The 25,191-nt window shown below is 68.5% G+C and carries 19 protein-coding genes; 6 read left to right on the forward strand and 13 right to left on the reverse strand.

Annotation, left to right across the window (positions count from 1 at the left end):
* The 4 genes from LTV02_RS34775 to LTV02_RS34790 form a co-directional block, all read right to left on the reverse strand.
* Positions 1 to 330 carry a hypothetical protein gene (locus LTV02_RS34775; RefSeq protein ID WP_233041839.1) on the reverse strand — a complete coding sequence of 110 codons (330 nt, stop codon included), beginning with the start codon at positions 328 to 330 and terminating at the stop codon, positions 1 to 3.
* A 489-nt stretch (positions 331 to 819) separates the two neighbouring features.
* Entirely contained in the window at positions 820 to 2,331 is a 1,512-nt protein-coding gene (locus tag LTV02_RS34780) for an alpha/beta fold hydrolase (protein WP_233035813.1), read from the reverse strand.
* A gap of 112 nt (positions 2,332 to 2,443) precedes the next feature.
* Entirely contained in the window at positions 2,444 to 3,229 is a 786-nt protein-coding gene (locus LTV02_RS34785; protein WP_233035814.1) for a LytR/AlgR family response regulator transcription factor, read from the reverse strand.
* 7 nt (positions 3,230 to 3,236) lie between these two features.
* Complete coding sequence (locus tag LTV02_RS34790) at positions 3,237 to 3,809, reverse strand: TetR/AcrR family transcriptional regulator (RefSeq protein WP_233035815.1); 573 nt, start codon at positions 3,807 to 3,809, stop codon at positions 3,237 to 3,239.
* 73 nt (positions 3,810 to 3,882) lie between these two features.
* On the opposite strand from LTV02_RS34790, the gene LTV02_RS34795 reads away from it, so the two are divergent.
* Positions 3,883 to 5,028: an FAD-dependent monooxygenase gene (locus tag LTV02_RS34795; protein ID WP_233035816.1), complete on the forward strand. Its 1,146-nt coding sequence runs from the start codon at positions 3,883 to 3,885 to the stop codon at positions 5,026 to 5,028.
* On the opposite strand, the gene LTV02_RS34800 is transcribed toward LTV02_RS34795, so the two are convergent.
* Entirely contained in the window at positions 5,019 to 6,116 is a 1,098-nt protein-coding gene (locus LTV02_RS34800) for a sensor histidine kinase (RefSeq protein ID WP_233035817.1), read from the reverse strand. The two genes, LTV02_RS34795 and LTV02_RS34800, sit on opposite strands and share 10 nt — an antisense overlap.
* A gap of 203 nt (positions 6,117 to 6,319) precedes the next feature.
* Between LTV02_RS34800 and dnaE the strand changes: the two genes are divergently transcribed.
* Positions 6,320 to 9,820 (forward strand): DNA polymerase III subunit alpha, encoded by a 3,501-nt coding sequence (gene dnaE / locus LTV02_RS34805; RefSeq protein ID WP_233041840.1) that lies wholly within the window; start codon positions 6,320 to 6,322, stop codon positions 9,818 to 9,820.
* Positions 9,821 to 9,867: 47 nt separating this feature from the next.
* Positions 9,868 to 11,031 carry a beta-mannosidase gene (locus LTV02_RS34810; protein ID WP_233035818.1) on the forward strand — a complete coding sequence of 388 codons (1,164 nt, stop codon included), beginning with the start codon at positions 9,868 to 9,870 and terminating at the stop codon, positions 11,029 to 11,031.
* Between the two features lie 3 nt (positions 11,032 to 11,034).
* Here the strand turns inward: LTV02_RS34810 and LTV02_RS34815 are convergent, their stop codons facing one another.
* From LTV02_RS34815 to LTV02_RS34840, 6 genes are all read right to left on the reverse strand, one after another.
* Positions 11,035 to 12,744, reverse strand: a complete 1,710-nt coding sequence (locus LTV02_RS34815; protein ID WP_233035819.1) for an ArnT family glycosyltransferase — start codon at positions 12,742 to 12,744, stop codon at positions 11,035 to 11,037.
* Entirely contained in the window at positions 12,741 to 14,210 is a 1,470-nt protein-coding gene (locus tag LTV02_RS34820; protein ID WP_233035820.1) for a glycosyltransferase, read from the reverse strand. The genes LTV02_RS34815 and LTV02_RS34820 overlap by 4 nt, the downstream gene beginning before the upstream one ends.
* Entirely contained in the window at positions 14,207 to 15,706 is a 1,500-nt protein-coding gene (locus LTV02_RS34825; protein ID WP_233035821.1) for an exosortase/archaeosortase family protein, read from the reverse strand. Before LTV02_RS34825 ends, LTV02_RS34820 begins: the two co-directional genes overlap by 4 nt.
* 7 nt (positions 15,707 to 15,713) lie before the next feature.
* Positions 15,714 to 17,672 (reverse strand): hypothetical protein, encoded by a 1,959-nt coding sequence (locus tag LTV02_RS34830; RefSeq protein WP_233035822.1) that lies wholly within the window; start codon positions 17,670 to 17,672, stop codon positions 15,714 to 15,716.
* Between the two features lie 40 nt (positions 17,673 to 17,712).
* On the reverse strand, positions 17,713 to 18,354 hold the full coding sequence (locus LTV02_RS34835) for an MspA family porin (protein ID WP_233035823.1): 642 nt from the start codon (positions 18,352 to 18,354) through the stop codon (positions 17,713 to 17,715).
* Positions 18,355 to 18,467: 113 nt separating this feature from the next.
* On the reverse strand, positions 18,468 to 18,689 hold the full coding sequence (locus tag LTV02_RS34840) for a hypothetical protein (protein WP_233035824.1): 222 nt from the start codon (positions 18,687 to 18,689) through the stop codon (positions 18,468 to 18,470).
* A gap of 93 nt (positions 18,690 to 18,782) precedes the next feature.
* Between LTV02_RS34840 and LTV02_RS34845 the strand changes: the two genes are divergently transcribed.
* Together LTV02_RS34845 and ilvA are read left to right on the forward strand one after the other, a co-directional pair.
* On the forward strand, positions 18,783 to 19,220 hold the full coding sequence (locus LTV02_RS34845; protein WP_233035825.1) for a nitroreductase family deazaflavin-dependent oxidoreductase: 438 nt from the start codon (positions 18,783 to 18,785) through the stop codon (positions 19,218 to 19,220).
* A 154-nt stretch (positions 19,221 to 19,374) separates the two neighbouring features.
* Entirely contained in the window at positions 19,375 to 20,700 is a 1,326-nt protein-coding gene (gene ilvA, locus LTV02_RS34850; RefSeq protein ID WP_408639441.1) for a threonine ammonia-lyase IlvA, read from the forward strand.
* On the opposite strand, the gene LTV02_RS34855 is transcribed toward ilvA, so the two are convergent.
* Positions 20,697 to 21,371 (reverse strand): response regulator transcription factor, encoded by a 675-nt coding sequence (locus LTV02_RS34855; RefSeq protein WP_233035827.1) that lies wholly within the window; start codon positions 21,369 to 21,371, stop codon positions 20,697 to 20,699. The genes ilvA and LTV02_RS34855 overlap by 4 nt on opposite strands.
* A gap of 164 nt (positions 21,372 to 21,535) precedes the next feature.
* On the opposite strand from LTV02_RS34855, the gene LTV02_RS34860 reads away from it, so the two are divergent.
* A complete protein-coding gene (locus LTV02_RS34860) occupies positions 21,536 to 22,780 on the forward strand; it encodes a DUF2235 domain-containing protein (protein WP_233035828.1) in 1,245 nt (414 codons plus the stop codon).
* Here LTV02_RS34860 and treY read toward each other — a convergent pair whose 3' ends face one another.
* Positions 22,781 to 25,189 (reverse strand): malto-oligosyltrehalose synthase, encoded by a 2,409-nt coding sequence (gene treY / locus LTV02_RS34865; RefSeq protein WP_233035829.1) that lies wholly within the window; start codon positions 25,187 to 25,189, stop codon positions 22,781 to 22,783.
* Positions 25,190 to 25,191 lie beyond the last annotated feature (2 nt).

The following is a 25,191-nucleotide window of genomic DNA, read 5'->3' on the forward strand; positions in this document are numbered from 1 at the left end:
TCAGTCCCCGGTCAATTCGGCGAAGTCCTGCTCGTTCCGCTCCGACCAGCGCACATAAACCCGCCCCACCCCGTACAACAGCGGAAAAGCCGCCACCCCCAGCAGCAACCACGGCAACCGCACCCCGAAGACCTCCGCCCGCCCCACCGGCCCGAGAAACAGCACCGGCAAAACCCCGAGCAGCACCACCGTCCCCACCCCCAGCCGCGCCGCCAACCCGAACTGCGCCCGAATCAACCCACCGATCAACGCCGCCCCGACCTCGGTCTGCTCGGCCACCTCCACCCGCGTACGCACGGTCCGTGCGCCCCGGCGCTCGGCCAGCACCACACGCTCCCGCACGGGTCGCCGCTGCTCGGCATTCACCGGCTCATCCTACGAGCGCCCGACTCGATTTCGGCTCCGGTCCGCCGCGCCGGCCGCAGCGGCGAATTTGGCTCGGCCCGCCCGGCCGTCGTTATATTCGGCTCGGATCCGTCCGGCCGGCTGTCGTGACGGTCCGGCTCGAACCGCTCTTGCCGGTCGGCGCGTCGGATCCGGCCCGGTCCGTCCGGCCCACCGTCGTGATGGCTGCTCGCGGATCCACTGCCCCACGCCTCGTGCCGAATTCGGGCGCGGGTTCGCGCTGATGCTCGTCCCGCCCGGAGTGGGCTCGGCCTGTTCCCAGGGTTGCCGGTGCCGGTCGATGTCGGGTCGTCCGGTGGAAGGTCGTGCCGTTCGGCTTCGTGAAGGCGTGCAAGGCTCGCCAAGAGGCGTGCCGGACCAGGTCCAGGCGGTTTCGTCGATGGTGTCGGCGGCTACGGGCCGATCGGCTGCCGTTCAGGCCGGGAAGTAGGCGGGGTCGGGTTGGCAGGTCAGGTCGGCGGCGGGCAGATTGCCGGTGGCGAGGTAGTCGTTGACGGCGGCGGTGACGCAGGGGCTGAGGCCGACGCGGAAGGCGCCGTGGATGCGGGCGCCGGCCAGGGTGACCAGGCGGGAGGCGGTCAGGTCCGCGTGCAGGGCGAGGCCTTCCTGGTAGGCGGTGCGGGTGTCGTGCTCGGAGACGAGAATGAGCGCCGGGGCGTCGTTGCGGACCGCCGTGGCGGGTTCGACCGGGTCGGGCCAGTAGGCGCAGGCGGTGATGTTGTTGGCGAACGCGCCGAATACGGGCTGGTCGGCGCGGGTGCGCTCGATATTGGCCTGGTAGTAGGCGGGATCCTGCGGGGCGCGGTTGTCGCCGCACAGGACGGCGGCCAGGCTCGCCGCTTCCAGCGGAACCGCCGCGGTCACTTTGGCTTTGAGGTCGTCGAGGTCCAGGGGGAGACCGTCGACGCCGTCGGAGATCATGCGGACGACGGTGGCCAGACGGGCGTTCCACTGCGGGTTGGCCAGCAGGGCGAAGATCATCAACGGGACGGTGTGCTCGTCGACCAGGTAGACCGAGCTGATGCTGGCGACGGGATGCGCGGCGGCCCGGCGGATCATGTCCTGGATGAAGGCGCGGACCGCGGGCGCGGTGGCGCCGAAATGGTATTCGTCGTCGTGCCGCGCCGCCCAGGCCGCCCAGTCGTCGAGGGCGTACTCGTTGATCGCGCCCATGTCCTGGTAGTGGCGGGTCCACACCTTGTCGGGATCCACGGCGCTGTCGAGTACGAAGCGGTCGGTTCGGCCCGGGAACATCTGCATGTAGACCGAGCCGAGATAGGTGCCGTACGACGCCCCGAAGTAGTTGACCGTCTGCTCGTCGAGCGCGCTGCGGACGATATCCATATCGCGAGCGGTATTGCGGGTGGTGATGTTCCGGATCTTCTCGGCGTCGGGTGTGGTGCACGCGGTGGCGAGCGCGGCCGCGAGGGTGGTGTCGCGGGCGTAGCCGAGGGCGTCGAAACCGGCCGAGTAGAGGATGCTCGGCACCGGGAAGGCGCAGCTCACCTTGTCCGAGCGCCCGATGCCGCGCGGGTCCATCCCGATCAGGTCGTATTGCGCGCGTACCGAATCCGACAGGTTCTTCTGCGTGGCCACCATGTACCGCAGCCCGCTGCCGCCCGGGCCGCCCGGATTCGACAGCAGCACCCCGCGCCGCCGGGCCGGATCGGTCGCGGCGATCCGCGAGATCGCGATGCTCAGCGTGCGACCGTCGGGCTTGGTGTAGTCCAGCGGCACAGTGACATTCGCGCACAGTGCGCCCGCGTCGTCGAGGGTGGCGTCCTCGCACGACCGCCAGTCCAGCCGCTGCCCGTAATACCGATCGAGCCCCGCCGGAATATCGGAGCCGGTCGCGCCCGCCACGGGTGTGGCCGCCGCCAGCAGCGTCACACTCAGCGCGATCCGTCGAATCCACCCGGCGGGCATGGTCTCTCCTTGCGGTCACTGGTCGGCCGTTGACATGACACCATCCGTCGGCGGAGCGTTCCAGCCCCGACTTCCGGGAGCCGGCAACGGCGCTCACGCGACGGATCGGCGTTCACCGTAGGCCCTTGCCGCGCGGCGGAACCAGCTTTTGCTTGAGCTCGCGCACCTGACGCCGCGCCACCGGCAATTCGACGGCGGGCGCGTCGCCCTCGGCGCGCAGGCGCACCACGGTCGCGGTCCCGGCCGTGCGCAGCCCGGTGACCTCCCGCAGCGCCACCAGATACGAGCGGTGCACCCGCACGAACCCGGCTTCGCGCCACCGATTCTCCAACTCGGACAGCGGAATCCGCACCAGATGCGAACCGTCGCGAGTGTGCAGCCGGGCATAGTCGCCGTCCGCCTCCACCCAGCTCACGTCCGCGCGATCGACCAGCGTGGTGACGCCGCCGAGCTCGACCGGAATGACCTCGTGCGGATCCGTTTGCCCCGGCGCGGGCGCGGCGACCGTGCGCGCGGCCACGATCCGCCGCACCGATTCCGCCAGCCGCGCCTCCCGCAACGGCTTCAGCAGATAGTCGACCGCGCCGAGATCGAACGCCGCGACCGCCTTGTCGTCGTGCGCGGTCACGAACACCACGGCGGGCGGATGCGCGAATTCGCTCAGCACGCCCGCGAGTTCGAGCCCGTCCAGCCCCGGCATATTGATATCGAGGAACACCGCGTCGACCGGATGCGCCCGCAGTACCCGCAGCGCCGAGGTGGCATCCCCGGCCTGATGGATATCGCCCACCTCGGGCTGTGCGCGCAACAGGAAGACCAGCTCGTCCAGAGCCGGCTTCTCGTCGTCTACGGCCAGCACCCGCAGCGCGCCGGGTCCGGTCTCGGTGTTCTGAGTCACAGCCGGACTATCGTACGGTGAAAGCTCCGAGCAGCACGGTGAGCGTCTCCCGCAGCTGTCCGGCATCCAGCGAATCCGCGCCCGCACCGGCCAGCTGATCGAACATCAACCCGTCGACGCAGCCCACGAACCCGAGCGCGCGCGCCTCCGCGTCCGGTGCGCCCAATCCGGCGAGCAGTTCCGCCGCGAGCGCGCGGAATCGCGCCCCGCTGTCGGCGAGGGCGCGCCGCAGTTCCGGCCGCCGCGTGGATTCCAGGGCGAGTTCGTAGCGGGCGAGCATACGTTCCCGATCCGGTCCCAGCCAGCGCGTCATGAGCGTGCACAGCAGCTCGGCTACCTGCTCGACGTTGCCGAGTTCCAGTGCCCGCGAAGGCAACTCGCCGCTGTCGCGCTCGGCCAGCCGGTCGACCGCGCCGGTGAGCAGCGCCTCGCGGGTGCGAAAGAGATTGGAGCACGACCCTTCCGGCAGCCCCGCGGCCTGATCGACCGCCCGATGGGTGAGCCCGCGCAACCCGCTGCGCGCCAGCACCGTGATGGCGGCATCGGCGAGTACGGCGCGGCGGTCCGTGGTGTCGGTCACGGTGTCTTCCTCTTTCCGCTCGATCGGACTACAACTGTAGTTACGACAAACTACAGCTGTAGTGGAGGATATCGTGAGCGAATCACGGACGGCGATCGTGGTGGGCGGCGGCATCGGCGGTCTCGCGACCGCCATCGCCCTGAGCCGGCGCGGCTGGCAGGTCGAAGTGCTCGAGCAGGCAGCCGAAATCGGCGAAGTCGGATCGGGTATCTCCCTGTGGCCCAACGGCCTTCGCGCCCTGGATGCGCTCGGCGTCGGCGACCGGGTGCGCGCCGCCGGCCGCGTCGAACTGGACGCCGGAATCCGCGACCGAACCGGCCGCTGGCTGTCCACCACCGACAGCGCCGAACTCGAGCGCCGCTACGGATCACTGGTGGTGCTGCGCCGCGCCGAACTGTTCGCGATCCTGGCCGACGCCCTGCCCGCCGGTGCGCTGCGGCTCGGCACCACCGTCACCGAGATCGAGGCCGGTCCGCTCGCGCGAAAGGTCGTGCATACCGGTGGTGTCTCGGAAGCCGATCTGATCGTCGGCGCGGATGGTATCCGTAGTGCGGTGCGTGCGGCGTTGTGGCCGGATGCGCCCGCGCCTCGATATGCGGGCTACACCGTGTGGCGGGCGATCACCGCGCCGCTGGATTTCGCGTTCAGTAGCGGTGAGACCTGGGGGCGCGGTGAGCGTTTCGGTATCGCCGCATTGTCCGACGGTGGGGCCTATGTTTTCGGTTGTGCGAACGCGCCCGCCGGGGAGCGGCGGCCGGGGCGGGAATTCGAGGAGCTTTCGCGGCGGTTCGGTGACTGGGCGGATCCGATACCCGGTGCGCTCGCGGCCATCGATCCGGAAAGCGTGCTCCGACATGACATCTACGACCTGCCGCCGTTGGACACCTTCGTCCGTGCGGGCGTGGCGTTGGTCGGGGACGCGGCGCATGCCATGACGCCGAATCTGGGGCAGGGGGCCAATCAGGCGATCGAGGATGCGGTCACCTTGGCGGCGGTGCTGGACGGGGCGCCGGTGGGGGAGGGGCTGGCGGAGTACGACCGGGTGCGGCGGCCGCGGACGCAGGCGATCGCGCGGCGGTCCCGGGTGATCGGCGCGGTCGCGCATTGGACGTTTCCCGGCGGAACTCGGTTGCGGGACATGCTCGTTCGGCTGACTTCGTCGCGTTCGATGCTGGACAGCCTCGATTCGGTGCTCTCCTGGGAGCCGCCTCAGACCTGAATTCCGGCACGGAACTTGGGTATGCGCATACTCACCTTCGTGCCGGCGCCTACGGCGGTGTCGACCACCAATCCGTAGTCGTCGCCGAACGCGGCCCGCAATCGATCGTCGACATTGCCCAAGCCCACGTGTGCGCCCTCGGCGGCGTCGAGGCCGCCGGATCGCAGCAGTTCCGGATCCATGCCCACCCCGTCGTCCTCGACGCTCACCACGCAATCGGTGCCCTCGTCGACCGCGGTGATGACGATCGTCCCGCCGCCGGTCTTGGCCGCGAGCCCGTGCCGCACAGCGTTTTCCACCAGCGGCTGCAAGGCCAGGAACGGCAGCACCACGTTCAATACCTCGGGGGCGATCTGCAGGCGCACCTGCAAAGCATCGCCGAACCGGGCGCGCTCCAGAATCAGATACCGGTCGATGTTCTTCAGTTCGTCGGCGAGGACGGTGAATTCCCCGGCGCTCCGGAAGGAATATCGGGTGAAGTCCGCGAAATCCAGAATCAATTCGCGAGCGCGCACCGGATCCGTTCGCACGAACGAGGCGATGGTATTCAACGCGTTGTAAATGAAATGCGGTGAGATCTGGGCGCGCAATGCCCGCACTTCCGCCCGGTCCAGGCGGGCCCGCGAGGCATCCAGTTCCGCGAGTTCGATTTGCCCGCAGGCGTATCGCGCCACCTCGGCCACCGCCCCCAGCATGCCGGGGTCCGGCTGCTCCGAAGTGACCGCGCCGAGCACCCCGACCATGCCGTTGTATTCGGTGACCATCGGCTGCGCCAGCAGGGTCCGTCCTTCGGTGCCCGCCCCCGAGACCAGCACCGGCCGCCCGGTTTCCACGGCCCGCCGCGCCGCATCGGCGAAGACCGGTTCGAGCGCTCCGTACGGACCGTCCCAGGCCAGCAACGCACCCGAGGAATCGGACAAACCGAGCGCTTCGGCTCCGGTCAGCGCCCGCAGCGAGGGCGCGGCTTCCCGGGCCGACTCGGCCGTGAGCCCGCGCCGCAACGGCTTCGCGGCCAGCGACGCGGTGTGCAGCGCCATGTGCACCGCCCGCTCGGCCGGCGTGGTGACGGTCCGGCGAAACCATCTCATCGCCCGATTATCACTGTGCCGCTCCCGCAGTGACATTCGCCACGACCGAACCGGGGACGCAACGCGACACGCGAGGACGCCACGCCGATCTTCGCGCTCGGCTCCGCGTGGCTTCGAAACCCGTCGGTGGGGGCGCTTAGTATGTCTGGGTGTCAGCCTCGTCGGGATCATTCGTCCATCTCCATAACCACACCGAGTACTCGATGCTCGACGGCGCGGCGAAGATCACGCCTCTGTTCAAAGAGGCGAACCGGCTGGGTATGACCGCTGTCGGCATGTCCGACCACGGCAATATGTACGGCGCCTCCGAGTTCTACAACTCGGCCAAGAAGATGGACATCAAGCCCATCATCGGCATCGAGGCCTACATCGCCCCCGAGTCCCGGTTCAACACCAAGCGCGTGCTGTGGGGCGACCCGTCGCAGAAGAGCGACGACGTCTCGGGCTCGGGTTCCTACACCCACATGACCATGGTCGCGGAGAACGCCACCGGTTTGCGGAACCTGTTCAAACTGTCCAGCCTCGCCTCCATCGAAGGCCAGCTGGGCAAGTGGGCGCGCATGGACGCGGAGATCATCGCCGAGCACGCCGAGGGCATCATCGCCACCACCGGCTGCCCCTCCGGCGAAGTGCAGACCCGCCTGCGCCTGGGCCACGAACGCGAAGCCCTCGAGGCCGCCGCCAAGTGGCAGGAGATCTTCGGCAAGGACAACTTCTTCCTCGAGATCATGGACCACGGGCTGTCCATCGAGCGCCGGGTGCGCGAGGGGCTGCTCGACGTCGGCCGCAAACTCGGCATCCCGCCGCTGGCCACCAACGACTGCCACTACGTGCACGAGAGCGATTCGGCCAACCACGAGGCGCTGCTCTGCATCCAGACCGGCAAGACGCTCTCCGACCCGACCCGCTTCAAGTTCGACGGCTCCGGCTACTACCTGAAGTCGGCCGAGGAGATGCGCGCCATCTGGGACGCGGAAGTGCCTGGGGCCTGCGACAATACGGTGCTCATCGGCGACCGCGTGCAGTCCTACGACGATGTCTGGGCGCACCGCGACCGGATGCCGATCTTCCCGGTGCCCGAGGGCTACACCCAGGCCACCTGGCTCGAGCACGAGGTGATGGCCGGCCTGGACCGCCGGTTCGCGGGCAAGGAAGTGCCGCACGACTACGTCTCGCGCGCCAAGTACGAGCTCGGCGTCATCAACGAAATGGGCTTCCCGGCCTACTTCCTCGTCGTCGGTGACCTCATCACCTACGCGCGCTCGGTCGGCATCAATGTCGGCCCGGGCCGTGGTTCGGCCGCCGGTTCGCTGGTCGCCTACGCCATGGGCATCACCAATATCGACCCGATTCCGCACGGTCTGCTGTTCGAGCGATTCCTGAATCCCGAGCGTGTGTCCATGCCCGATATCGATATCGACTTCGACGATCGCCGCCGCGGTGAAATGGTCCGCTACGCCACCGATAAATGGGGCAGCGACCGGGTCGCCCAGGTGATCACCTTCGGTACGATTAAAACCAAAGCGGCGCTGAAGGACTCGGCGCGCGTCCAGTTCGGTCAGCCCGGTTTCGCCATCGCCGACCAGATCTCCAAGGCGCTGCCGCCGCCGATCATGGCCAAGGACATTCCGCTGTCCGGCATCATGGATCCCGAGCACGAGCGGTACAAGGAAGCCGCCGAGGTTCGTGAGCTCATCAATACGAACCCGGACGTCAACAAGATCTACGAGACCGCCCGCGGCCTCGAGGGCCTGATCCGCAATGCCGGCGTGCACGCCTGCGCGGTCATCATGTCCAGCGAACCGCTCACCGACGCCATCCCGGTGTGGAAGCGCGCGCAGGACGGCGCCATCATCACCGGCTGGGACTACCCGTCGTGTGAGGCCATCGGCCTGCTGAAGATGGACTTCCTGGGTCTGCGCAACCTCACCGTCATCGGTGACGCGCTGGTCAATATCAAGAACAACCGCGGTATCGAACTCGATCTCGACACGCTGCCGCTGGAAGATCCGGCCACCTACGAATTGCTCGCGCGCGGTGACACTCTCGGCGTGTTCCAGCTCGACGGCGGCGCCATGCGCGATCTGCTGCGGCGTATGCAGCCCACCGGCTTCGAGGACATCGTGGCCGTGCTCGCGCTGTACCGCCCCGGCCCGATGGGCATGAACGCCCACAACGACTACGCCGACCGCAAGAACAACCGGCAAGAGGTCAAACCGATCCATCCGGAGCTCGAGGAGCCCCTGAAGGACATCCTGCGCGACACCTTCGGCCTGATCGTGTACCAGGAACAGATCATGCAGATCGCGCAGAAGGTGGCCGGTTACTCGCTCGGCCGAGCCGATATTCTGCGCCGCGCCATGGGTAAGAAGAAGGCCTCCGTGCTGGAAGCCGAATTCGAGGGCTTCGAAGCGGGCATGATCTCCAATGGCTTCACCAAGCCCGCCATCAAGGCGCTGTGGGACACCATTCTCCCGTTCGCCGGTTACGCGTTCAACAAATCGCATGCCGCCGGCTACGGTCTCGTGTCCTTCTGGACCGCGTACCTCAAGGCCAATTACCCCGCCGAATACATGGCCGGTCTGCTCACCTCCGTCGGCGACGACAAGGACAAGGCCGCCGTCTATCTGGCCGACTGCCGCCGCCTGGGTATCCAGGTGCTGCCGCCGGACGTGAACGAGTCCGAACTCGAATTCGCCTCCGTGGGCAATGACATTCGCTTCGGCATGGGCGCGGTGCGCAATGTCGGCGCGAACGTGGTCGCCTCGATCATCGCCGCGCGCAAGGAGAAGTCGAAGTTCACCGACTTCTCCGACTACCTGAACAAGATCGACGCCATCGCCTGCACCAAGAAGGTCACCGAATCCCTCATCAAGGCGGGCGCTTTCGACTCGCTGGGCCATCCCCGCAAGGGCCTGCTGCTGGTGCACTCCGACGCCATCGACGCCGTCATGTCCACCAAGAAGGCCGAGGCCATCGGGCAGTTCGACCTCTTCGGCGGCCTGGACGAAGGCGACGATTCGATCGCCAGCGTCTTCAATGTGAAGGTCCCCGACGAGGAATGGGAGACCAAGCACAAGCTGGCCCTCGAACGGGAAATGCTGGGCCTGTACGTGTCCGGGCATCCGCTCAACGGCGTCGAGCACGTGCTGGCCGCCCAGTCCGACACCCAGATCCCCGCCATTCTGGAAGGCGATGTCAAGGACGGCTCGCAGGTCACCATCGGCGGCATCTTCGCCAATGTGACCCGGCGCGTGAACAAGAACGGCATGCCCTGGGCGTCGGCGCAATTGGAGGACCTCTCCGGCGGCATCGAGGTGCTGTTCTTCCCGCAGTCCTATTCGGTGTACGGCATGGACGTCACCGAGGACGCCATCGTGCTGGTCAAGGCGCGCGTCAATGCCCGCGACGACCGCATCTCGCTGATCGCCAACGACCTGGTGGTGCCGGACCTTTCGCATATCGGCGTGGAGAAGCCGCTGTCGGTGATCATCCCGACCCGGCTCTGCACGCCCGACAAGATCGGCGCGCTGAAGCGGGTGCTGACCAGCCATCCGGGCACCGCGGACGTGCACATCAAGCACGTCGGGTCGCGCGATCGCACCACGGTGCTGAAAGTCGCGGACAATCTGCGGGTTTCGCCGTCCTCGGCGCTGATGGGTGATCTGAAGGCGCTGCTCGGCCCGGGCTGCCTCGCCAGCTGATCCGCACCTCCCCGGAATCCGCTGGTCACGGCGGTAGGGTGCTGATCATGGCGGCCCTACCGCGCGTGCGCAGTCTCGCCGTGCTCACGGCCGTGGCGCTGCTGGCGGCCACGGCCTGCGAGGATCACCCGCATTCGGTGGTCACCACCTCGGTCCGGCAGGCCCCGGTGCCGGGCGGGCCGCCCGCAGCCGAAGCGGTGGTCAGCGCCGGGCCGGACGGGCTGCGCCTGCGTGGACAGCCGTGGTGGCCATCGGGTTTCAACGGGCCGCAGCTGGCCACCGACTATTCGATCAATTTCGGGTGCGGTGCCGAGGTCGACCTGGACGCCTTCTTCGCCGAGGTGCCCGAGCACTCGCTGACCCGGTTCGGCCTGTTCCAGGCCTTCGCCCTCGACAAGCAGTCCGGCGAGCTCGACTTCCGGGCCGCCGACCGGGTTTTCGCGGCGGCCGAGAAACACGGGCGGCTGATCCTGCCCGTGCTCACCGACCAGGCCGGGCAATGCGGCGACGAGATCTTCAAACAGCGCGAGTGGTACATCGACGGCTGGAAGAAATCCAACCGGATCCTGGGCCGCACCATCATGAGCTTCCAGGACTGGGTGCGCACCGCCATCTCCCGCTGGCGCGGTTCGCCGGTACTGGCCGGGTGGGAGCTGGTCGGGGAACCCGAAGTGAGCAAATGCAATCGGGGCGGCTGCGAGCTGCGGCACCGGACCTGCCCCGGCGACGCGCCCCAGGTGCTGCGGCATTTCATGGACGAGGCGGGGGAGCTGGTGCGCGGACTGGATCCGCACCGGCTGATCTTCGCCGGTTTCGTGGGCGGCAGCCAATGCGGCATCGCCCGTGACGCTTTCCGCTACGTCAGCGAATCGGCGGGTATCGACGTGGTCGAGTATCACGACTATTCCGAGGACGGCAATCCGCTGCCCGGCGGCCCCAACAACGGTCTGGCGCGGCGCATCACGCTGGCCCGGCAGATCGGGAAACCGCTGCTGGTGGCCGAACTCGGCGAATACGCCGGCTCCTGCGAGTCCCTGGAGGATCGCCGCGACATCGTGGACCGCCGCATCACCGGGCAGCGGGCGGCGGGCACGGCGGGCGCGCTGATCTGGGCTTATGTACCCGATCCGCGGCCGGACGAATGCACCTACGATGTCGGCCCGCAGGACCCGCTGTGGGAGCTGGTGGCGGCCAAGACCACGCTCGGCTGAGCCTCAGCTGCCGATCACCCGGTACAGCCGCCAATCCGGTTGCCCGGCACCGTCATTGGGGATCTCCAGCTCCAAGGTGGCGATCTGCGCGCCGTTCTCGTACATGGTCGGATACCGCCGGTTGATGGCGTCGGAGGTGCCGCGCCCGGTATTCGGCACCGCCAGAATGTATTTCACGCCGCGCTCCACCGGGCGATTGAGATTGCGCACGAAGTCCGAATCGGACGGGATGACGAACCGGTCCGGACGATCGGAGGCGACCAGCACCGCGAAGCCGTACACGGTGTCCATGACGATCGAACCCGGCGGCAGGTCCAGGGCGTCCAGATAATTCGCCAGCTTCCGCTCGGTGGAGAAGGTGGCGGCGATGCGCGCGGCGTCGGCGTACTTGTCCGAGACATTGTCCGGATCCGGGAACAATACGGCGCGCAACGGATACTCCTGCACCGCCATGAGCTGGCTGTTCATCCCCAGCCCGGTCACCGGCAGCGAGCCGATGAGCAATACGGACACCAGCACCGCCGCCACCGTCACGGCGGCCCGAGGCGTACCGGACCCCGTCAGCCCGCCGTGCGCGTGGCCGGGATCCCTACGCCCGCTGTCGCTTTCGCTCGCACTCTCGCCGGGAACATCCGCGTACTTCCCCAGCCGCTTACTCGCCGGGAACCCGCGCTCCGGCACCAGCGTCAACGCCAGAATCGCGGTCAATGGAATCGCCGCGATATAGAACCGCAGGAAGGCGAAGGTGGAACCGGTGACGTAGGTGAGGGTCTGGAACGCCAGCACCGCACCGAACAGCAGAATCGGCACCGCCGGTTGCCGATCCCGCCGCCGCACCGCCAGCGCCGCGGCGACGGGCAGCAGCAGCGGCAGGATCGGCGCGAGAATCAGCATGGCCCCGATCGAATACTGCGCGGCCTCCAGCGGATGGTCCGGCTCCCCGGCCCCCGACTGCTGCAGGATCGCGGAATTGCCGTACTGCGAGGTGAACTGCTGGAACGCCTGCCCGGTGATCAGCCAGCTGGTGGCCGCCCACACCACGAACGCCAGCGCCACCGGCGCGATCAGCAAGGCGAAATCCATCACCGCCCCGGCCGTGCGCTGCGTGGTGCGCCGCCGGTAGCTGAACCCGAACACCAGCACCCCCGCCGCCATGGCCGGCGCCAAAGCGTCGTAGCGGGTGAGATAGCCCAGCCCGAGCGCGATTCCGGCCGCCACCAGATCGTGCACGCCGTCGGTGCGCACCCAGCGCATCAGCCGACGCACCGCCCAGCAGCAGCAGAACAGGAACAGCGCCTCGCTCATCCCGTTGCCGCCGTAGAACACCACCATCGGATTGAGCGCGAACACGGCGGTGATCAGTACGCACAACCAGTGCGGCGCACCGCGATCCACGCCGATGCCCCAGACCATGGTGACCGCGCCCGCCATGAACAGCGCCGTCATCACCACCCCGGACAAGCCCCAGCGGGTGATGCCCGGAAACCATTGCGAGAACGCCACGAACGGCAGCTGTGCCAGCGAGGTCAGCGGCGTGAACACGAACCCGATGGCCGACAGGTGCGGGTCCCGGCTGAACACCGCCGACTGGGTGGCCGAGACGCGGCTCAGCGCATCGCCCATGAGATCCGCGCGCCCGGCGGTGAGGAAGGTCCCGGTCACCAGATACAGCACTGTCGAGGCGGCGAACACCACCCGGGGCGCGGGGTTCACGACTTGTCCTCCGACGATGTGCCCAGACCGTGGAAGGTCTTCTCCCAGTAGGACGGATTGCGCACCAGCTGCCAGCACCCCTTGGCCGCCGCGACCGCCATCAGCACCCAGTACAGCGGTGAGGTGAGGCAGGCGAGCAGCAGGTCCGGCCGGTCGTTCTCCCGGCAGGCGATCATGTTCATGTACACGGTGGCGGCATTGCCGAGCACCAGCGCGATGAGCGCCGGGAAGTACACCGCCGCCGGGAACATCTTCTCGATCACCTCGGGCTGGCCGAAGATCCAGGCCAGGGTGACGAACCAGAACACCAGGTTCAGGCAGGCGATGATCGGCGTCCCGGCCAGGATGAGGGTGAACCGCAGGAAGCTGACCGGCCCGATCTTGCGCCACAATTCGACGGGCCGCCGCGCGTGCACCAGCCAGCTCTGCAGATAGCCCTTGTACCAGCGCGACCGCTGCCGGATCCAGTTGATGGCATCCGGATTGGCCTCTTCCAGGGTCACCGAATCGATGACGGCCGTGGAGTATCCGCGCGCCGCGATCCGCACCCCTAGATCGGCGTCCTCGGTCACGTTGTACGGATCCCATGCCCCGATGGCGGTCAGCACATTGCGCCGGAAGTGATTCGAGGTGCCGCCCAACGGGATCGGCGCGCTGCTGCGCATCAAACCCGGCAGCAGGAAGCTGAACCACAGCCCGTAATCCATGGTGAACCAGGAGGTCAGCAGATTCTGCCGGGCATTGTGGAACGCCAGCTTGGCCTGAATGCACACCACCGACCGCGGCAGGCCCGCGAAAGCCGCCACCACCCGGCGCAATTGCAGCGGATCGGGAATGTCCTCGGCGTCGTAGATGGTGACGATATCGCCGGTCGCGGCATGCAATCCGTAATTGCAGGCCTTCGGCTTGGTGCGCGGATCGGCCGCCGGCACCAGCACGATGGTGATGTGTTCACTACCGGCCGTACCGATTCCGGCCCGTCGCGCCGCCTCGATGGTCGGAGTGTCGTCCTCCTCGAGCAGCAGGAGCGCCTGCATCCGGTCGCGCGGATAGTCCAGTCCGTTCAGCGCCGCGATCAGATCGCCCACCACCTCGGGCTCCCCGTAGGCCGGCACCAGAATCGTGTACGGCGGCAACTGCTCGTCGGGCAGCGCCCGCGCGGTGGCATCGTCGATGGTCAGGATGGCGTCGCGCGACATGCCCCGCGCGAACACCAGCACCCGGTCCACCATCACCGCGATGTACCCGAGGGTGGCCGCCGCGATCACCGCGGTGAGCGTCGGCATGGGCGCGAACACCGCGCACCCCAGCAGCACCGCGCACACCGCCAGCACCGTATTGCGTTGCCACGGCAGGAAAGCCACCGACGCCGAGGCCATCGGATTGTCCTCGCGCAGCCCGTGCACCGCCGCGTGCAGCGCCCGCTCGCGTTCGGCGGGGGTGGCCAGGCCGGGAAGTTCGCTCATCCGCCCGCTCCGATCCGGACCACCTCGCGCGCCACCGCGGTCAGCATGGGCTCGTCCTTGTACTCCGATTCCGGATCGCCCAGATCCGATTCCGGGTCGATGATCACCGCATTGCCGCGCAGCACCTGGTGCGCCTGGTTCTGGATGAGCGCGGTCACCGAGGCGTTCGGCTGCGGGAACGCCGCGTCCGGCAGATGATTGTCGGCCGCGATGAGACTGACCCGTTCCGCGCCGTCGCGGCCCTCCCAGTTCCAGCTCAGCCAGGTCCAGCTCAGCAGGTGCCGGTCGTCGACCACGGTATTGAGCCGGCCGACCACGCCGTGCCCGAGATCGATGCGCCGCGGCGGACTGACGCGGGGCTGCGTGAGCATGTATACGGTGAACTCGGGGAAGTACTCGAGCCCGCGCACCTGCTGCGTCCGGATGACATCCACCATTATCCGGCGGCGGCGAGATTCCTTGTCCCACTCCGGATTACCGCTCGCAGCCCGCCACTGCTGACGGTGCCAGCTGGTTGATGGGCCGAAGAAGCGTGAGGCCCAAGGGTATTCGCGTTCGTTCAGGAGCTGCCATCCCGGCGGTGGCGCCGGGTTGTCGGCGATCGACATGCTCGACATATCGGCGATCCGCACCAGGTACTGCTCCGGGTGGGGGATCAGCGCGATCAACGCGGTGGCGACCAGAGCGGTCACCAGGGCACTCGGTGAAGGAGAAGCCGTATGCGGCAGCAGCGGACGATCGAATGGTCGTATGTTCGCCCAGCCCCGGTAACCGAGATACAAGACCGCGCAGGCTGTGGCCACCGCGACCATCGGCGGGATCAGCTGGTAGTACAGCGCCGACGCATCCGGGTACCAGCCCCACAGTACGAACAAGGTGAGTGCGCCGGTCACGAGCGCGATGACCCCGCCCGCCAGCGCACGTCCGCGGGTGCGCCCTGCCCCGATGGCCGCCGCGACCGCGGCCGGGACCAGTAGCACCGCACCCTTGGCGACATAGGACCCGCCGGCCAGCGCCACCGCCAGCCGGTACGGCATCGGAGTCACACACAGCAGCACCAGCAGCCACACCGGCCAGAACCGGAACACCGGCCGCAGCCCGAACAGCAGGATGCTCACGCTCATCAGGAACAGCGGCGCGGCCAGCAGATCCAGATGCCAGATCTCGTACTCGTAGCGGTAGCGCAGGACCAGCAGCCCGATCAGCGCGCCCGTGCACACCAGGCCGAGCAGACCGGCGATGATATCGGTCTGCCGGTCGTAGATGGGCAGTTCCGGGCCGCGCCGCAGCGCCATCCCGGTGGCGGCGAAGGCGGCCAGCACCGGGAGGGCGAAGAAATAGCCGATATCGGAGCCCTGTCCGATGTCCTCGACCAGCTCGGCCCACAGATTCCAGAACGCCGCCCCGGTCAGCGCCACCACCAGCACCAGCCGGAAGACGGTCAGCCACGGTACATGTCGTTCCGGCGCGCGGGTCTCCTCCGCGGTGGCGGTCATGGCCGGGTCAGCGGGAACGCCGGCGCTGCAACAGGATCACGGCCCCGGCCAGCAGCCCGGCCACCAGGACGGCGCTGCCGACCAGGGTCAGCTTGCGCGCCAGCGGAATATCGCGATCGGGCTCGGCGCTCGTCGCGAACTCCTCCGGGGACGAGGCGACCGGATCGAAGAGCTCCGGTTCCCGGTCTCCGGCCTGCAGCAGCACCGGCCCGGTCAACTGGAAGGACCGCTCCGGATCCGCGACCAGCCAGTTCAGCAGGCGGTCCAGATGTTCCGGGGCCGAGGTGGAGGTGGCCACGACCACCGTGCGCTTGCCGCTCCAAGTCGCTTGCAGCGAACCGAAATTCAACGGCGGCGACAGATCGATGGTGGTCTTCAGATAGGCGTCGTCACCGTAGACGGTGAGGGTGTCGCCGCTGCGCGACAACGGCATCGCGATCGCGGACGGGACCTCGCCGTCGGGCACGATCAGCACCGCGGGCAGGCTGCCGTTCGCGGCGTCGCCGAAGGAGGTCAGTTCCGGCCGCAGCGGCACCGCCGTCAAACGCTGCAGGGCCACCAGCACCTGTGCGGCCCGGACGGTATCGGCGAACCCGGGGGTCTGCAATCCCACCCGCACCCGGGGCAGCAGCGCCTGCGGCAGCGCGCCCAGCCCGCCCGGCGCCGGCGGCGCGGACAGCGTGCTCTGCACCTCGCCCTCCGGATCGATGGTCAGCGTGACCGGCTGCTCCAGACCGCAACCGTGGGTCAGGCCCGCCTGCTGCAGAGTGACCGTCACGGTGGTGAACCGGCTCAGCAACTGATTCGGGATGGTCACCCACTGGTCGAAACGCCCGGACGGTTCCACCGGCCAGGCCGCGATCTGCCGATCCCCGACCGCCACGCTCAGCTGCCCGTTCAAGGTGTCCGGCAGCGGAGTGTGGTTGCCGTACAGATTGATTCGCACGCCCTGCGACGGCCGCCCCAAGCGGGTCTGGTCGATGGCGAAGGACACCTGCACGTACCCGATGGCGGTGGCGCTGAGCTGGTTCTGCCCCAGCTCCTGCAGCGTGGTCGATTCCGGAGCCAGCTGCGGTGCGGCGGGCAGGCCGAGGGCGGTGGCGTCGGTGCCCAGCGCCGCGCGGGCCAGATCGCTGGTGAGCAGGCGCATCTGGACCGGCAGCGACTTGGCGTCACCGGACACGGTCAGCACCGGCGCGGGCCCACCGGCCAGCCGCAGCCCCGCATCGCTGGATTCGCGCACCGCCACCTGACGTTCCAGGAAGGCGGGGGGATGATCGGGAAGCGTTGCGCCGGAATCGAACCGGCGCACGTCCACCGCCACCGGACGATTGACATAGCGCGCGGTCACCGCCGTCACCAGCTGCAGCGCCGCCGCCGATTCGGTCTGCGAGGGGTTCGCGGGCAGATACACGGTGAGCCGGTCCAGCGCCGCCGGCAGGAATTCGGCCACCGTGGCGGGCTGCTGTTCCTCCCCGAAGTAGGTGACCGCGGCATCGGTGAGCGTCATCGGCTGCCCGGTCCAGTCGTCGGGGCAGATGCCGGGTTCGGGCACCAGCGCGGAGATCAGCGTGACCGCCACCGCATTGCCCTTCACCTCCGCCCCGGCCAGCGAGATGCGCAGTGGCGCACGGGGATCGGCGGGCAGATTGACCCGATCCAGCACCTTCTGCCCCGATCGCGCCTCCAGGGTGCCGCGCGCCAGGGTCGGCGGCAGCTGCACCGTGCCCACGATGGCGGTGGGCGCCAGTCCCGGCAGGATCGGCAGGGTGAGCGTGATCTCGTGGGTCCGCCCCGGGAAACGCAGCGCCTTGCCCAGACCCAGGCTCTGCAACGCGAGCGGATGATCGGCGGGTTCGGCCGTGGCGATCACCGGGGTGGTGACGGCCAGTGCCGCGGTCGTGAGCGCCAGCAGCGCCAGGGCCGAGCGGCGCAGCACGCCGGAGGGGAGGGCACGCAGGGGCATCGCTGAGCTCCTGAGCTCTGTCGGAGGGCGCGAATCCGCCCTACAGCCAAGTGGATTCGCCGAAAACCGCACCGCTGTCGTCGACCTCGGGGGATTTCGTGAAGAGATAGGTGTAATGCCGGATGGCGACCGGCCCGGTGCACTGGTTGACGATGATGTGGAAGTCCCGGATCACGATGGTCCCGACCGTGCCCGCCACGATCTCCTTCTCGCCGACCGGGACCTCTTTCACCTCGCCGGCCGAGAGGTTCAGCGTGGCGACGGGATTCGGATTCGCGCCGAGGATGAGCGGCGGGATGGCGCCACTCGGGTCGGGGCTCAGGATCTTGCCCGGATCGATGGTGGTGCCGACGGTGAGGTCGGGGGTGGCGCCCACCGTGCCCGCGCCGATGCTCACCGCGCAACCGACGTGATAGCCGGTCTTGAGCACCCCGGTGGCGGGGCCGAGGATGTGCCCGTAGGCGATATTGTCGACGAACGCCTCGCGGGTGGTGCCCACCATATTGAGTGGGGCGACGCGATTGATCCGCTCGTCACGATGGCCGACGACGAAACTCCCGTTGAGCGATTGAATCGTGCGCTCGTGCGGCGGCAGCGCTTCGACGTCGGCATGCGCCGCTGCGGAGGGGGTGAGGGTGGCGGCTGCGATGAGAAGGCTTATGAACCCGAGTTTGCTGGCCACCAGCAGACTGTAGTAGCCGACACGTATCAATCTCGGGAAGACACGCGGTGATCAGTCCGGGAAATGCCTGCTCAGGACGATATGCGGCGCGGCCGCTCGGGAGTGATTCCGGCTCAGCCGCGCGCGAGGGCGAGTAGCCAGCGGGCCGAGGTGATGGTCGCCGCCGCCAGCACGGCGATCTGCGGCGAACCGGTGATCAGCGCCAGCAGCAGGCCGACGACCAGGCCCGCGCCCAGGGCTTCGAGCTTGTACACCGGCCACGCCGTGCCCGCGAGCTCCACGCTCGCCCGGCGTGCGGGAGAACGGTCGACCTGCGTGGGGTGAACCAGTGCCATCAGCTCAGGCTACCCGCGGACCATAAGTTCGGGCAACCGAACTTTGCTGTGGTGTGGTGGAACAAGAACGCGGCGGCGCGTGTTGTGCCCGGCATGCCACTAACCGGAGAGTACGAACCCAGCACATCCGATTGGGCCCGCGAACAGGCCGAGAAGTTCGAGAATTCGGGCGGCACCGAGGGCACGACGATCAAGGGCAAGCCGATCGTCCTGCTCACCAGCCGCGGCGCCAAGACCGGCAAACTCCGCAAGACCGCGCTCATGCGCGTCGAGCACGACGGTGAGTACGCCGTGGTCGCCTCGCTCGGCGGCGCGCCCAAGCACCCGGTCTGGTACTGGAACATCAAGGCCGAACCGCACGTCGAGTTGCGCGACGGGGCCGTGGTCAAGGACTACGACGCCCGCGAGGTGACCGGCGAGGAGAAGGACCTGTGGTGGAAGCGGGCCGTGGCGGCCTGGCCGGATTACGCCGGATACCAGACCAAGACCACCCGCGAGATCCCCGTCTTCGTCCTCACGCCCCGCGACTGAGTTCGGATCGAACAGTGCCCCGGCAGTTGCTGCCGGGGCATTTTCGTAGGTGGCAAACCGGATGATTCGCCCGATTGTCGGCGCTGCCTCGAGCGCGCGCCCCGCTCCCGGCTAGCATGTTCGGGTGTCTGATCCGCTTGCTGTAGCCGAGAAAGTGTCCAATCCGCTGCCCGAACTGACGGCGGACGAGATCGACGCGGCCGCGAAGCGAATTTCCGACATTATCGAGCCGACGCCGCTGCAACGCATCGCACGGCTGTCGGCGCTGACCGGGGCCGAGGTCTACCTCAAGCGTGAGGACCTCACCGCCGTGCGCTCCTACAAGCTGCGCGGCGCCTACAACCTGATCGTGCAGCTGACAGCGGCCGAGCGCGCGGCCGGCGTGGTGACCGCCAGCGCCGGAAACCATGCCCAGGGCGTGGCTTTCGCCTGCAAGGCCATGGGCATCAAGGGCCGCATCTACGTGCCGACCACCACCCCGAAGCAGAAGCGCGACCGCATTCGCGTGCACGGCGGCGAGTTCGTGGAGCTCATCGCCACCGGCGACACCTACGACGCGGCCGCCGCGGCCGCCGCCGATGATGTCGCCCGCACCGGCGCGACCATGGTGCCGCCCTTCGACGATCCGCGCACCGCGGCCGGGCAGGGCACCATCGCCGCCGAGTTCCTGGAACAGCTGGGCCGCGCACCCGATCTGGTGATCGTGCCGGTCGGCGGCGGCGGCTGCCTCGCCGGCGTCGGCACCTATCTGCGCGAAAGGTCCCCGCGCACCGCCATTCTGGGCGTGGAGCCCTCCGGCGCCGCGTCCATGACCGCCGCGCTGGTGGCCGGGGGACCGGTGACGCTGCCCGAGATCGATCCGTTCGTGGACGGGGCGGCGGTGCGCCGCATCGGCGCGGTGCCGTTCCAGGCGGTGTCGCGCTTCGGCGGCCACGTCCGCTCGCACGCCTCGCTGCCGCTGCTGACCAGCACCGAAACCGATTCCGGCGCAGGGTCTTTCCGCATGATGCAGGTCGACGAAGGCGCCATCTGCACCGCCATGCTCGAGATCTACCAGAACGAGGGCATCGTGGCCGAACCGGCGGGCGCGCTGTCGGTGGCCGCGCTGCGCGAAGTGCACATCGAACCCGGCTCCACCGTGGTGTGCCTGCTGTCCGGCGGCAACAACGACGTCTCCCGCTACGGCGAGGTGATCGAGCGTTCGCTGGTGCACCAGGGCCTGAAACACTATTTCCTGGTGGACTTTCCGCAGGAGCCGGGCGCGCTGCGGCGCTTCCTGGACGAGGCGCTGGGGCCCGACGACGACATCACGCTCTTCGAGTACGTCAAGCGCAACAACCGGGAAACCGGTGCGGCGCTGGTGGGTATCGAACTGGGTGCGCCGGAGGGACTGGACGCGCTGCTGAGCCGCATCAAGGCCTCGCGAATCCAGTGCGAGCGGCTGGATCCGGGTTCCCCGGCCTACCGCTACCTCACCTAGACGTGCAGCCGGTAGCCGGCGGCGGCCGGGTGGATCAGCTTGGGCGCACCGAGTTTGCGTTCCAGCCTGGTCATCAGGTCGTCGACGGCGACCGGTGACGGCTCGTTGCAGTATTCGGCGAGTTCGCCCCGGGTGACCAGGCTGCCCGGCCGCGCGGTCAGCAGTTCCAGCGCGGCGAATTCGCGCATGGTCATGATCAGCAGCACCCCGCCGCGCTGCACCCGCCGCCGGACCCGGTCCACCACCAGATCGCCGATGGTCAGGATGGGCGACGGGGCTTGCGCGCGGCGCTGGCACAGCGCCCGCACCCGGGTGGCCAGCTCGCCGAGCGAGAACGGCTTGGCCAGGTAGTCGTCCGCGCCGCCCGCGTAGCCCTCGGTCCGGATCGCGGGACTGTCGCGGGCGCTGATCAGCAGCGCGGGGGTGTGATCACCCGATTCGCGCTGCCGGCGCACCAGATCCAGGCCGTCGCCGTCGGGCAGCCCGCGGTCGACGATCAGGCAGTCGTAGAGCCGGGCCCCGCAATGCCGGCACGCCTCGGCCAGATTCCGGGTCAGATCGACGGTGAATCCGGCATCACGCAAACCCTGGGCAACGCGTTCCCCCAGCTCGTCGTCGTCCTCGCACACCAGTACCCAGGCCGTGCGTCCGGTTCCTCGATCGTCGAGCATGGCGCCAGATTGTCACAGAGATCATGAACGAATCATGAGCGATCGCCGTATAGGTCCCGCGCGTTAACACTACGGTCGCGGTTAACAACCGCGTCGGGGGCGCGCGATGACTCGGGTAGTCCACTACGCATGAAACCGAACAGTCAGGGGCGGAGGCTAGTTTCATGAAGAAAAGGCTGGTGGTGTGCTGCGACGGCACTTGGAAAGCCGAATCCAGCGACACCGTTTCCAATATCGTGAAAATCGCGCAGGCCGTGAGCTTGCGAGGCACCGACGACAACGGGGAAGTCGTCGGGCAGCGGGTCTTCTACGTTTCCGGTCCGGGAGCGCGCGGATTCGCCACGGACAAGCTGCTGGGCGGCGCCTTCGGCTACGGGCTCGAGGCGAATCTGTCCTCGGCGTACTGGCAATTGGCGCTCAACTACGAACCCGGCGACGAGATCTACATCTTCGGTTTCAGCCGCGGCGCGTACACCGCGCGCAGCCTGGCGGGGATGATCGACCGGCTCGGAATCCTCAAGCCCGAGGCCATGATTCGCAAGCAGATCTATAAGGAGGCGCTCGATATCTACCGGACGCCGAAGCCGCAGCGGGACGATCCGGTGCCGGATCCGGCGGTGAAATTCCGGAACGAGAACTCCTTCCCGGATTCCAGCCGGATCCATTTCCTCGGCGTCTTCGACACCGTGGGCGCGCTGGGCATTCCCGGGATTTCGCGCCGGCGCTACAAATTCCTCGACGTGCATCTGTCGAGCGGCGTGCACTGCGCCCGGCAGGCGCTGTCCATCGACGACCGGCGGCGTGCGTTCGAACCGTGCCTGTGGACGGTGCCGGTGGAATTGCGGCACAAATATCGCCGCACCGATCGGGTCAAACAGGTCTGGTTCGAAGGCAGGCACAGTGATGTCGGCGGCGGTCTCGAACGTTGTGTGCTGTCGGATCTGTCGCTGCGCTGGATGATTCACGAGGCGCACGCCGAGGGCCTGGAATTCGATCCGGTGCGGCTGCGCGAGTTGCTGCCGGACGCTCCGGCGCCGGCGCTGCGGCACCAGATCCGCACCTGGCCGGGCCTGGGTTACAGCATCCTGAATCTCGTTCGGCTGCTTCGGCATCCGCGCAGCAAGCGGTTCTACTGGGACGCCTGGCGGCGGCTGCTCACGGACGGCGACCAGAACAGCTACCTGGCCTCGACGGTCGATATCTCCCAGCACGCCAACCTGCGCCGCTGGGCGGCCGCGCTGCCGGACGACGCGGCGCTGTCCGGCCTGATCGAGCAGATACCCACCGGGCCGCTGCCGCAGCGGCGGCCGGTCCCGGTCACCCGGCCGATCTTCGTGCCGGAACCGGCCGCGACCGACACCGTGCTGGTGCTGGAGACGACCGAACCGGACGACGAGTCGGCTGCCTGATCAGCGCACCAGCAGGGCCACGGGCAGGCGCGCGAAGAGCTTCTCCAAGCGCGCCCGGCCCGAGAAGGTGTGGCCGGTGAGCCGATCGGTCCAATGCCCCTGCGGCAGATCCAGGACCGTATCGGCCCAGCCGCCCTCCTCGTCGAGCCGGATGCTGTGCCGGGTGGCGGCCACGATCACCTCGGGCGTCTCCCCGGCGCGGCCGCGCGCGAAGGACACCAGGTGCGAGGCCTGCTCGCCGCCGGCGAAGAGCGGGGTGTAGGTGCCGCCGACGAAACAGTCCGGGCGTTCCCGGCGCAGCCACAGCGCATAGGCCGCGATCCACATCTTGACCGCGCCGGACGGGTCCAGATCCGGTGTGCCGGTGAGCGATTGCAGCAGCAGGGTGCGGTGGGTGAAGTCGACCGGGCGGCGATTGTCGGGATCGACGAGCGCGTCCTCCCACAGTTCGGTGCCCTGGTAGATATCGGGGATGCCGGGCCCGCACAGCTGCAACAGCTTCTGCGCCAGCGCATCCGACCAGGCGTGGGTGGCCAGATCGGTGACGAACTCGCCGAGTTCCGCGCCGACCGGGCCGTCGATGACGGCGTCGATCCAGCGGTGCACCTGATTCTCGAATTCGAGATCCGGTTCCTCCCAGGAGGATCGGGTGCCCGCCTCGCGAACGGCCTTCTCCGCGAACACGTGGATGCGTTCCCGGAATCCGGGCACCACCGCGGCCGGGCGGCCGTCGGCGGGCCAGGCGCCGAACATGTTCTGCAACAGGAACAGCGTGGTCGCGCCGTCCGGGCCGGGGGCCATCTCGTTCCAGGTGGTGACCGCGCGCGCCCAGATATCGGGCACCTGCGAGAGCATGCCGATGCGGGCCCGCACATCCTCGCCGCGTTTGGTGTCGTGGGTGGACAGCGTGCTCATGGCGGCCGGCCAGCGCACGGCGCGTTCGGCATTGGCGAGATGGAACTCCACCAGCGAACGACCCCAGCGGGTCGGGTCCGCGCCCAGCTCCTGCAGCGACACCAGGCGCGCGGCGCGGTAGAACATGGTGTCCTCCACGGCTTTCGCGCTCATGGCCACGCCGACCTGATGGAAGCGCACGGCCGCCTCGCCGTGCGCCGCGAGCGCGGTCGCCAGCACCTGCAGCGGCGCGGTGAGTTCGCCGTTGCGCCGGGCCACCTCGGCCACCACCGCGCGCACCACCCCGGCCAGCGGCGCGTAGTCGGTGCGGGCCACCGGCATGAACGAGAGCACTTCGATGACGGCGTTGGTGAGCGACATGGTGTCGAAGGTGCCGGCCCGCGCATCCTGTTTGACGGCATTGACCAGGCGCCGGATCTCGGGAACCAGCATCGTCTCGGCTACCGCGCGTTTGATGCGGTGCCGCTGTTCGTCGAACCAGGCGCGGTCACTGCCGTGCCCGGTGAACTGCCGCGAGAGCTCGGTGAGTTGCTTCTCACCGTCCGGGTCGATGAGCACCCCGCCGATATCGGCGAGCGCGTCGTAGCCGGTGCTGCCGTCGATGGGCAGGGTGGCGTCGAGGGGTTCCTGATCCGAGAGCACCTTCTCGACCAGCAGCAGCCGGCCCGGGCCGATGAGTTTGCGCAGCCGGGTCAGGTATTCGGCGGGGTCGGCCAGGCCGTCGGGATGGTCCACCCGCACGCCGTCGATCAGGTCGTGCTCGCACCAGGCCGCCAGTTCCCGATGGGTGGCGTCGAAGACCGCGGCCTCCTCCTGCCGCACCGCGGCCAGCCCGCCGACCGTGAAATAGCGCCGGTAGCCGCACAATCCGGACTTCCAGTTGACCAGCCGGTAGTGCTGTTTGTCGTGGATGCGCAGCGCGTTCTCACCGTCGGTGCCGGGCGCGATGGGGAAACGCATATCGTGCAGCGCCAGCATCGGTTCCGGGCCGCTGCGGTCCACGGTGAGCGCGGCCGGATCGTTCTCGTTGGCCAGCACCGGCAGCGCGATGCGCCCGCCCGCGCCGTTGGCGGGACCGAAGTCGATATCGAACCAGCGCGCGTACTGCGAATCCTTGCCGTTCCGCAGCACGTCCCACCACCAGGCGTTCTGCCGCGGATCGGCGACGCCCACGTGATTGGGCACCAGGTCCACGATCAGGCCCATACCGCGGCTGCGCACCTCGTCGGCGAGCGCCTTGAGCCCGGTCGGCCCGCCCAGCGCCTTGGACACCGTGGTCGGGTCGGTGACGTCGTAGCCGTGGGTGGAGCCGCGCGCGGCGGTCAGGATGGGCGACAGGTACAGGTGCGAAATGCCCAATTGCTGCAGGTATTCGGCGATGCCGCGGGCATCGGCGAAGGTGAGCGCGTCGGGCCGCAGCTGCAGCCGGTAGGTGCTGCGCACGGGCGTCTGCCGGGCGATGGGTCCGGTGGTGTGTTCGGGCGAGCTGGTCATGG

This window comes from Nocardia yamanashiensis, from assembly GCF_021183565.1.
Lineage (GTDB): Bacteria > Actinomycetota > Actinomycetes > Mycobacteriales > Mycobacteriaceae > Nocardia > Nocardia yamanashiensis.

Coding starts and splice junctions, on each gene's coding strand:
- treY (WP_233035829.1), bottom strand. CDS start 25,189: ATGACCAGCTCGCCCGAACACACCACCGGACCCATCGCCCGGCAGACG.
- dnaE (WP_233041840.1), top strand. CDS start 6,320: ATGCTCGACGGCGCGGCGAAGATCACGCCTCTGTTCAAAGAGGCGAAC.
- LTV02_RS34855 (WP_233035827.1), bottom strand. CDS start 21,371: ATGCTCGACGATCGAGGAACCGGACGCACGGCCTGGGTACTGGTGTGC.
- LTV02_RS34820 (WP_233035820.1), bottom strand. CDS start 14,210: ATGAGCGAACTTCCCGGCCTGGCCACCCCCGCCGAACGCGAGCGGGCG.
- LTV02_RS34860 (WP_233035828.1), top strand. CDS start 21,536: ATGAAGAAAAGGCTGGTGGTGTGCTGCGACGGCACTTGGAAAGCCGAA.
- LTV02_RS34845 (WP_233035825.1), top strand. CDS start 18,783: ATGCCACTAACCGGAGAGTACGAACCCAGCACATCCGATTGGGCCCGC.
- LTV02_RS34830 (WP_233035822.1), bottom strand. CDS start 17,672: ATGCCCCTGCGTGCCCTCCCCTCCGGCGTGCTGCGCCGCTCGGCCCTG.
- LTV02_RS34840 (WP_233035824.1), bottom strand. CDS start 18,689: ATGGCACTGGTTCACCCCACGCAGGTCGACCGTTCTCCCGCACGCCGG.
- LTV02_RS34825 (WP_233035821.1), bottom strand. CDS start 15,706: ATGACCGCCACCGCGGAGGAGACCCGCGCGCCGGAACGACATGTACCG.
- LTV02_RS34800 (WP_233035817.1), bottom strand. CDS start 6,116: ATGAGATGGTTTCGCCGGACCGTCACCACGCCGGCCGAGCGGGCGGTG.
- LTV02_RS34780 (WP_233035813.1), bottom strand. CDS start 2,331: ATGCCCGCCGGGTGGATTCGACGGATCGCGCTGAGTGTGACGCTGCTG.
- LTV02_RS34810 (WP_233035818.1), top strand. CDS start 9,868: ATGGCGGCCCTACCGCGCGTGCGCAGTCTCGCCGTGCTCACGGCCGTG.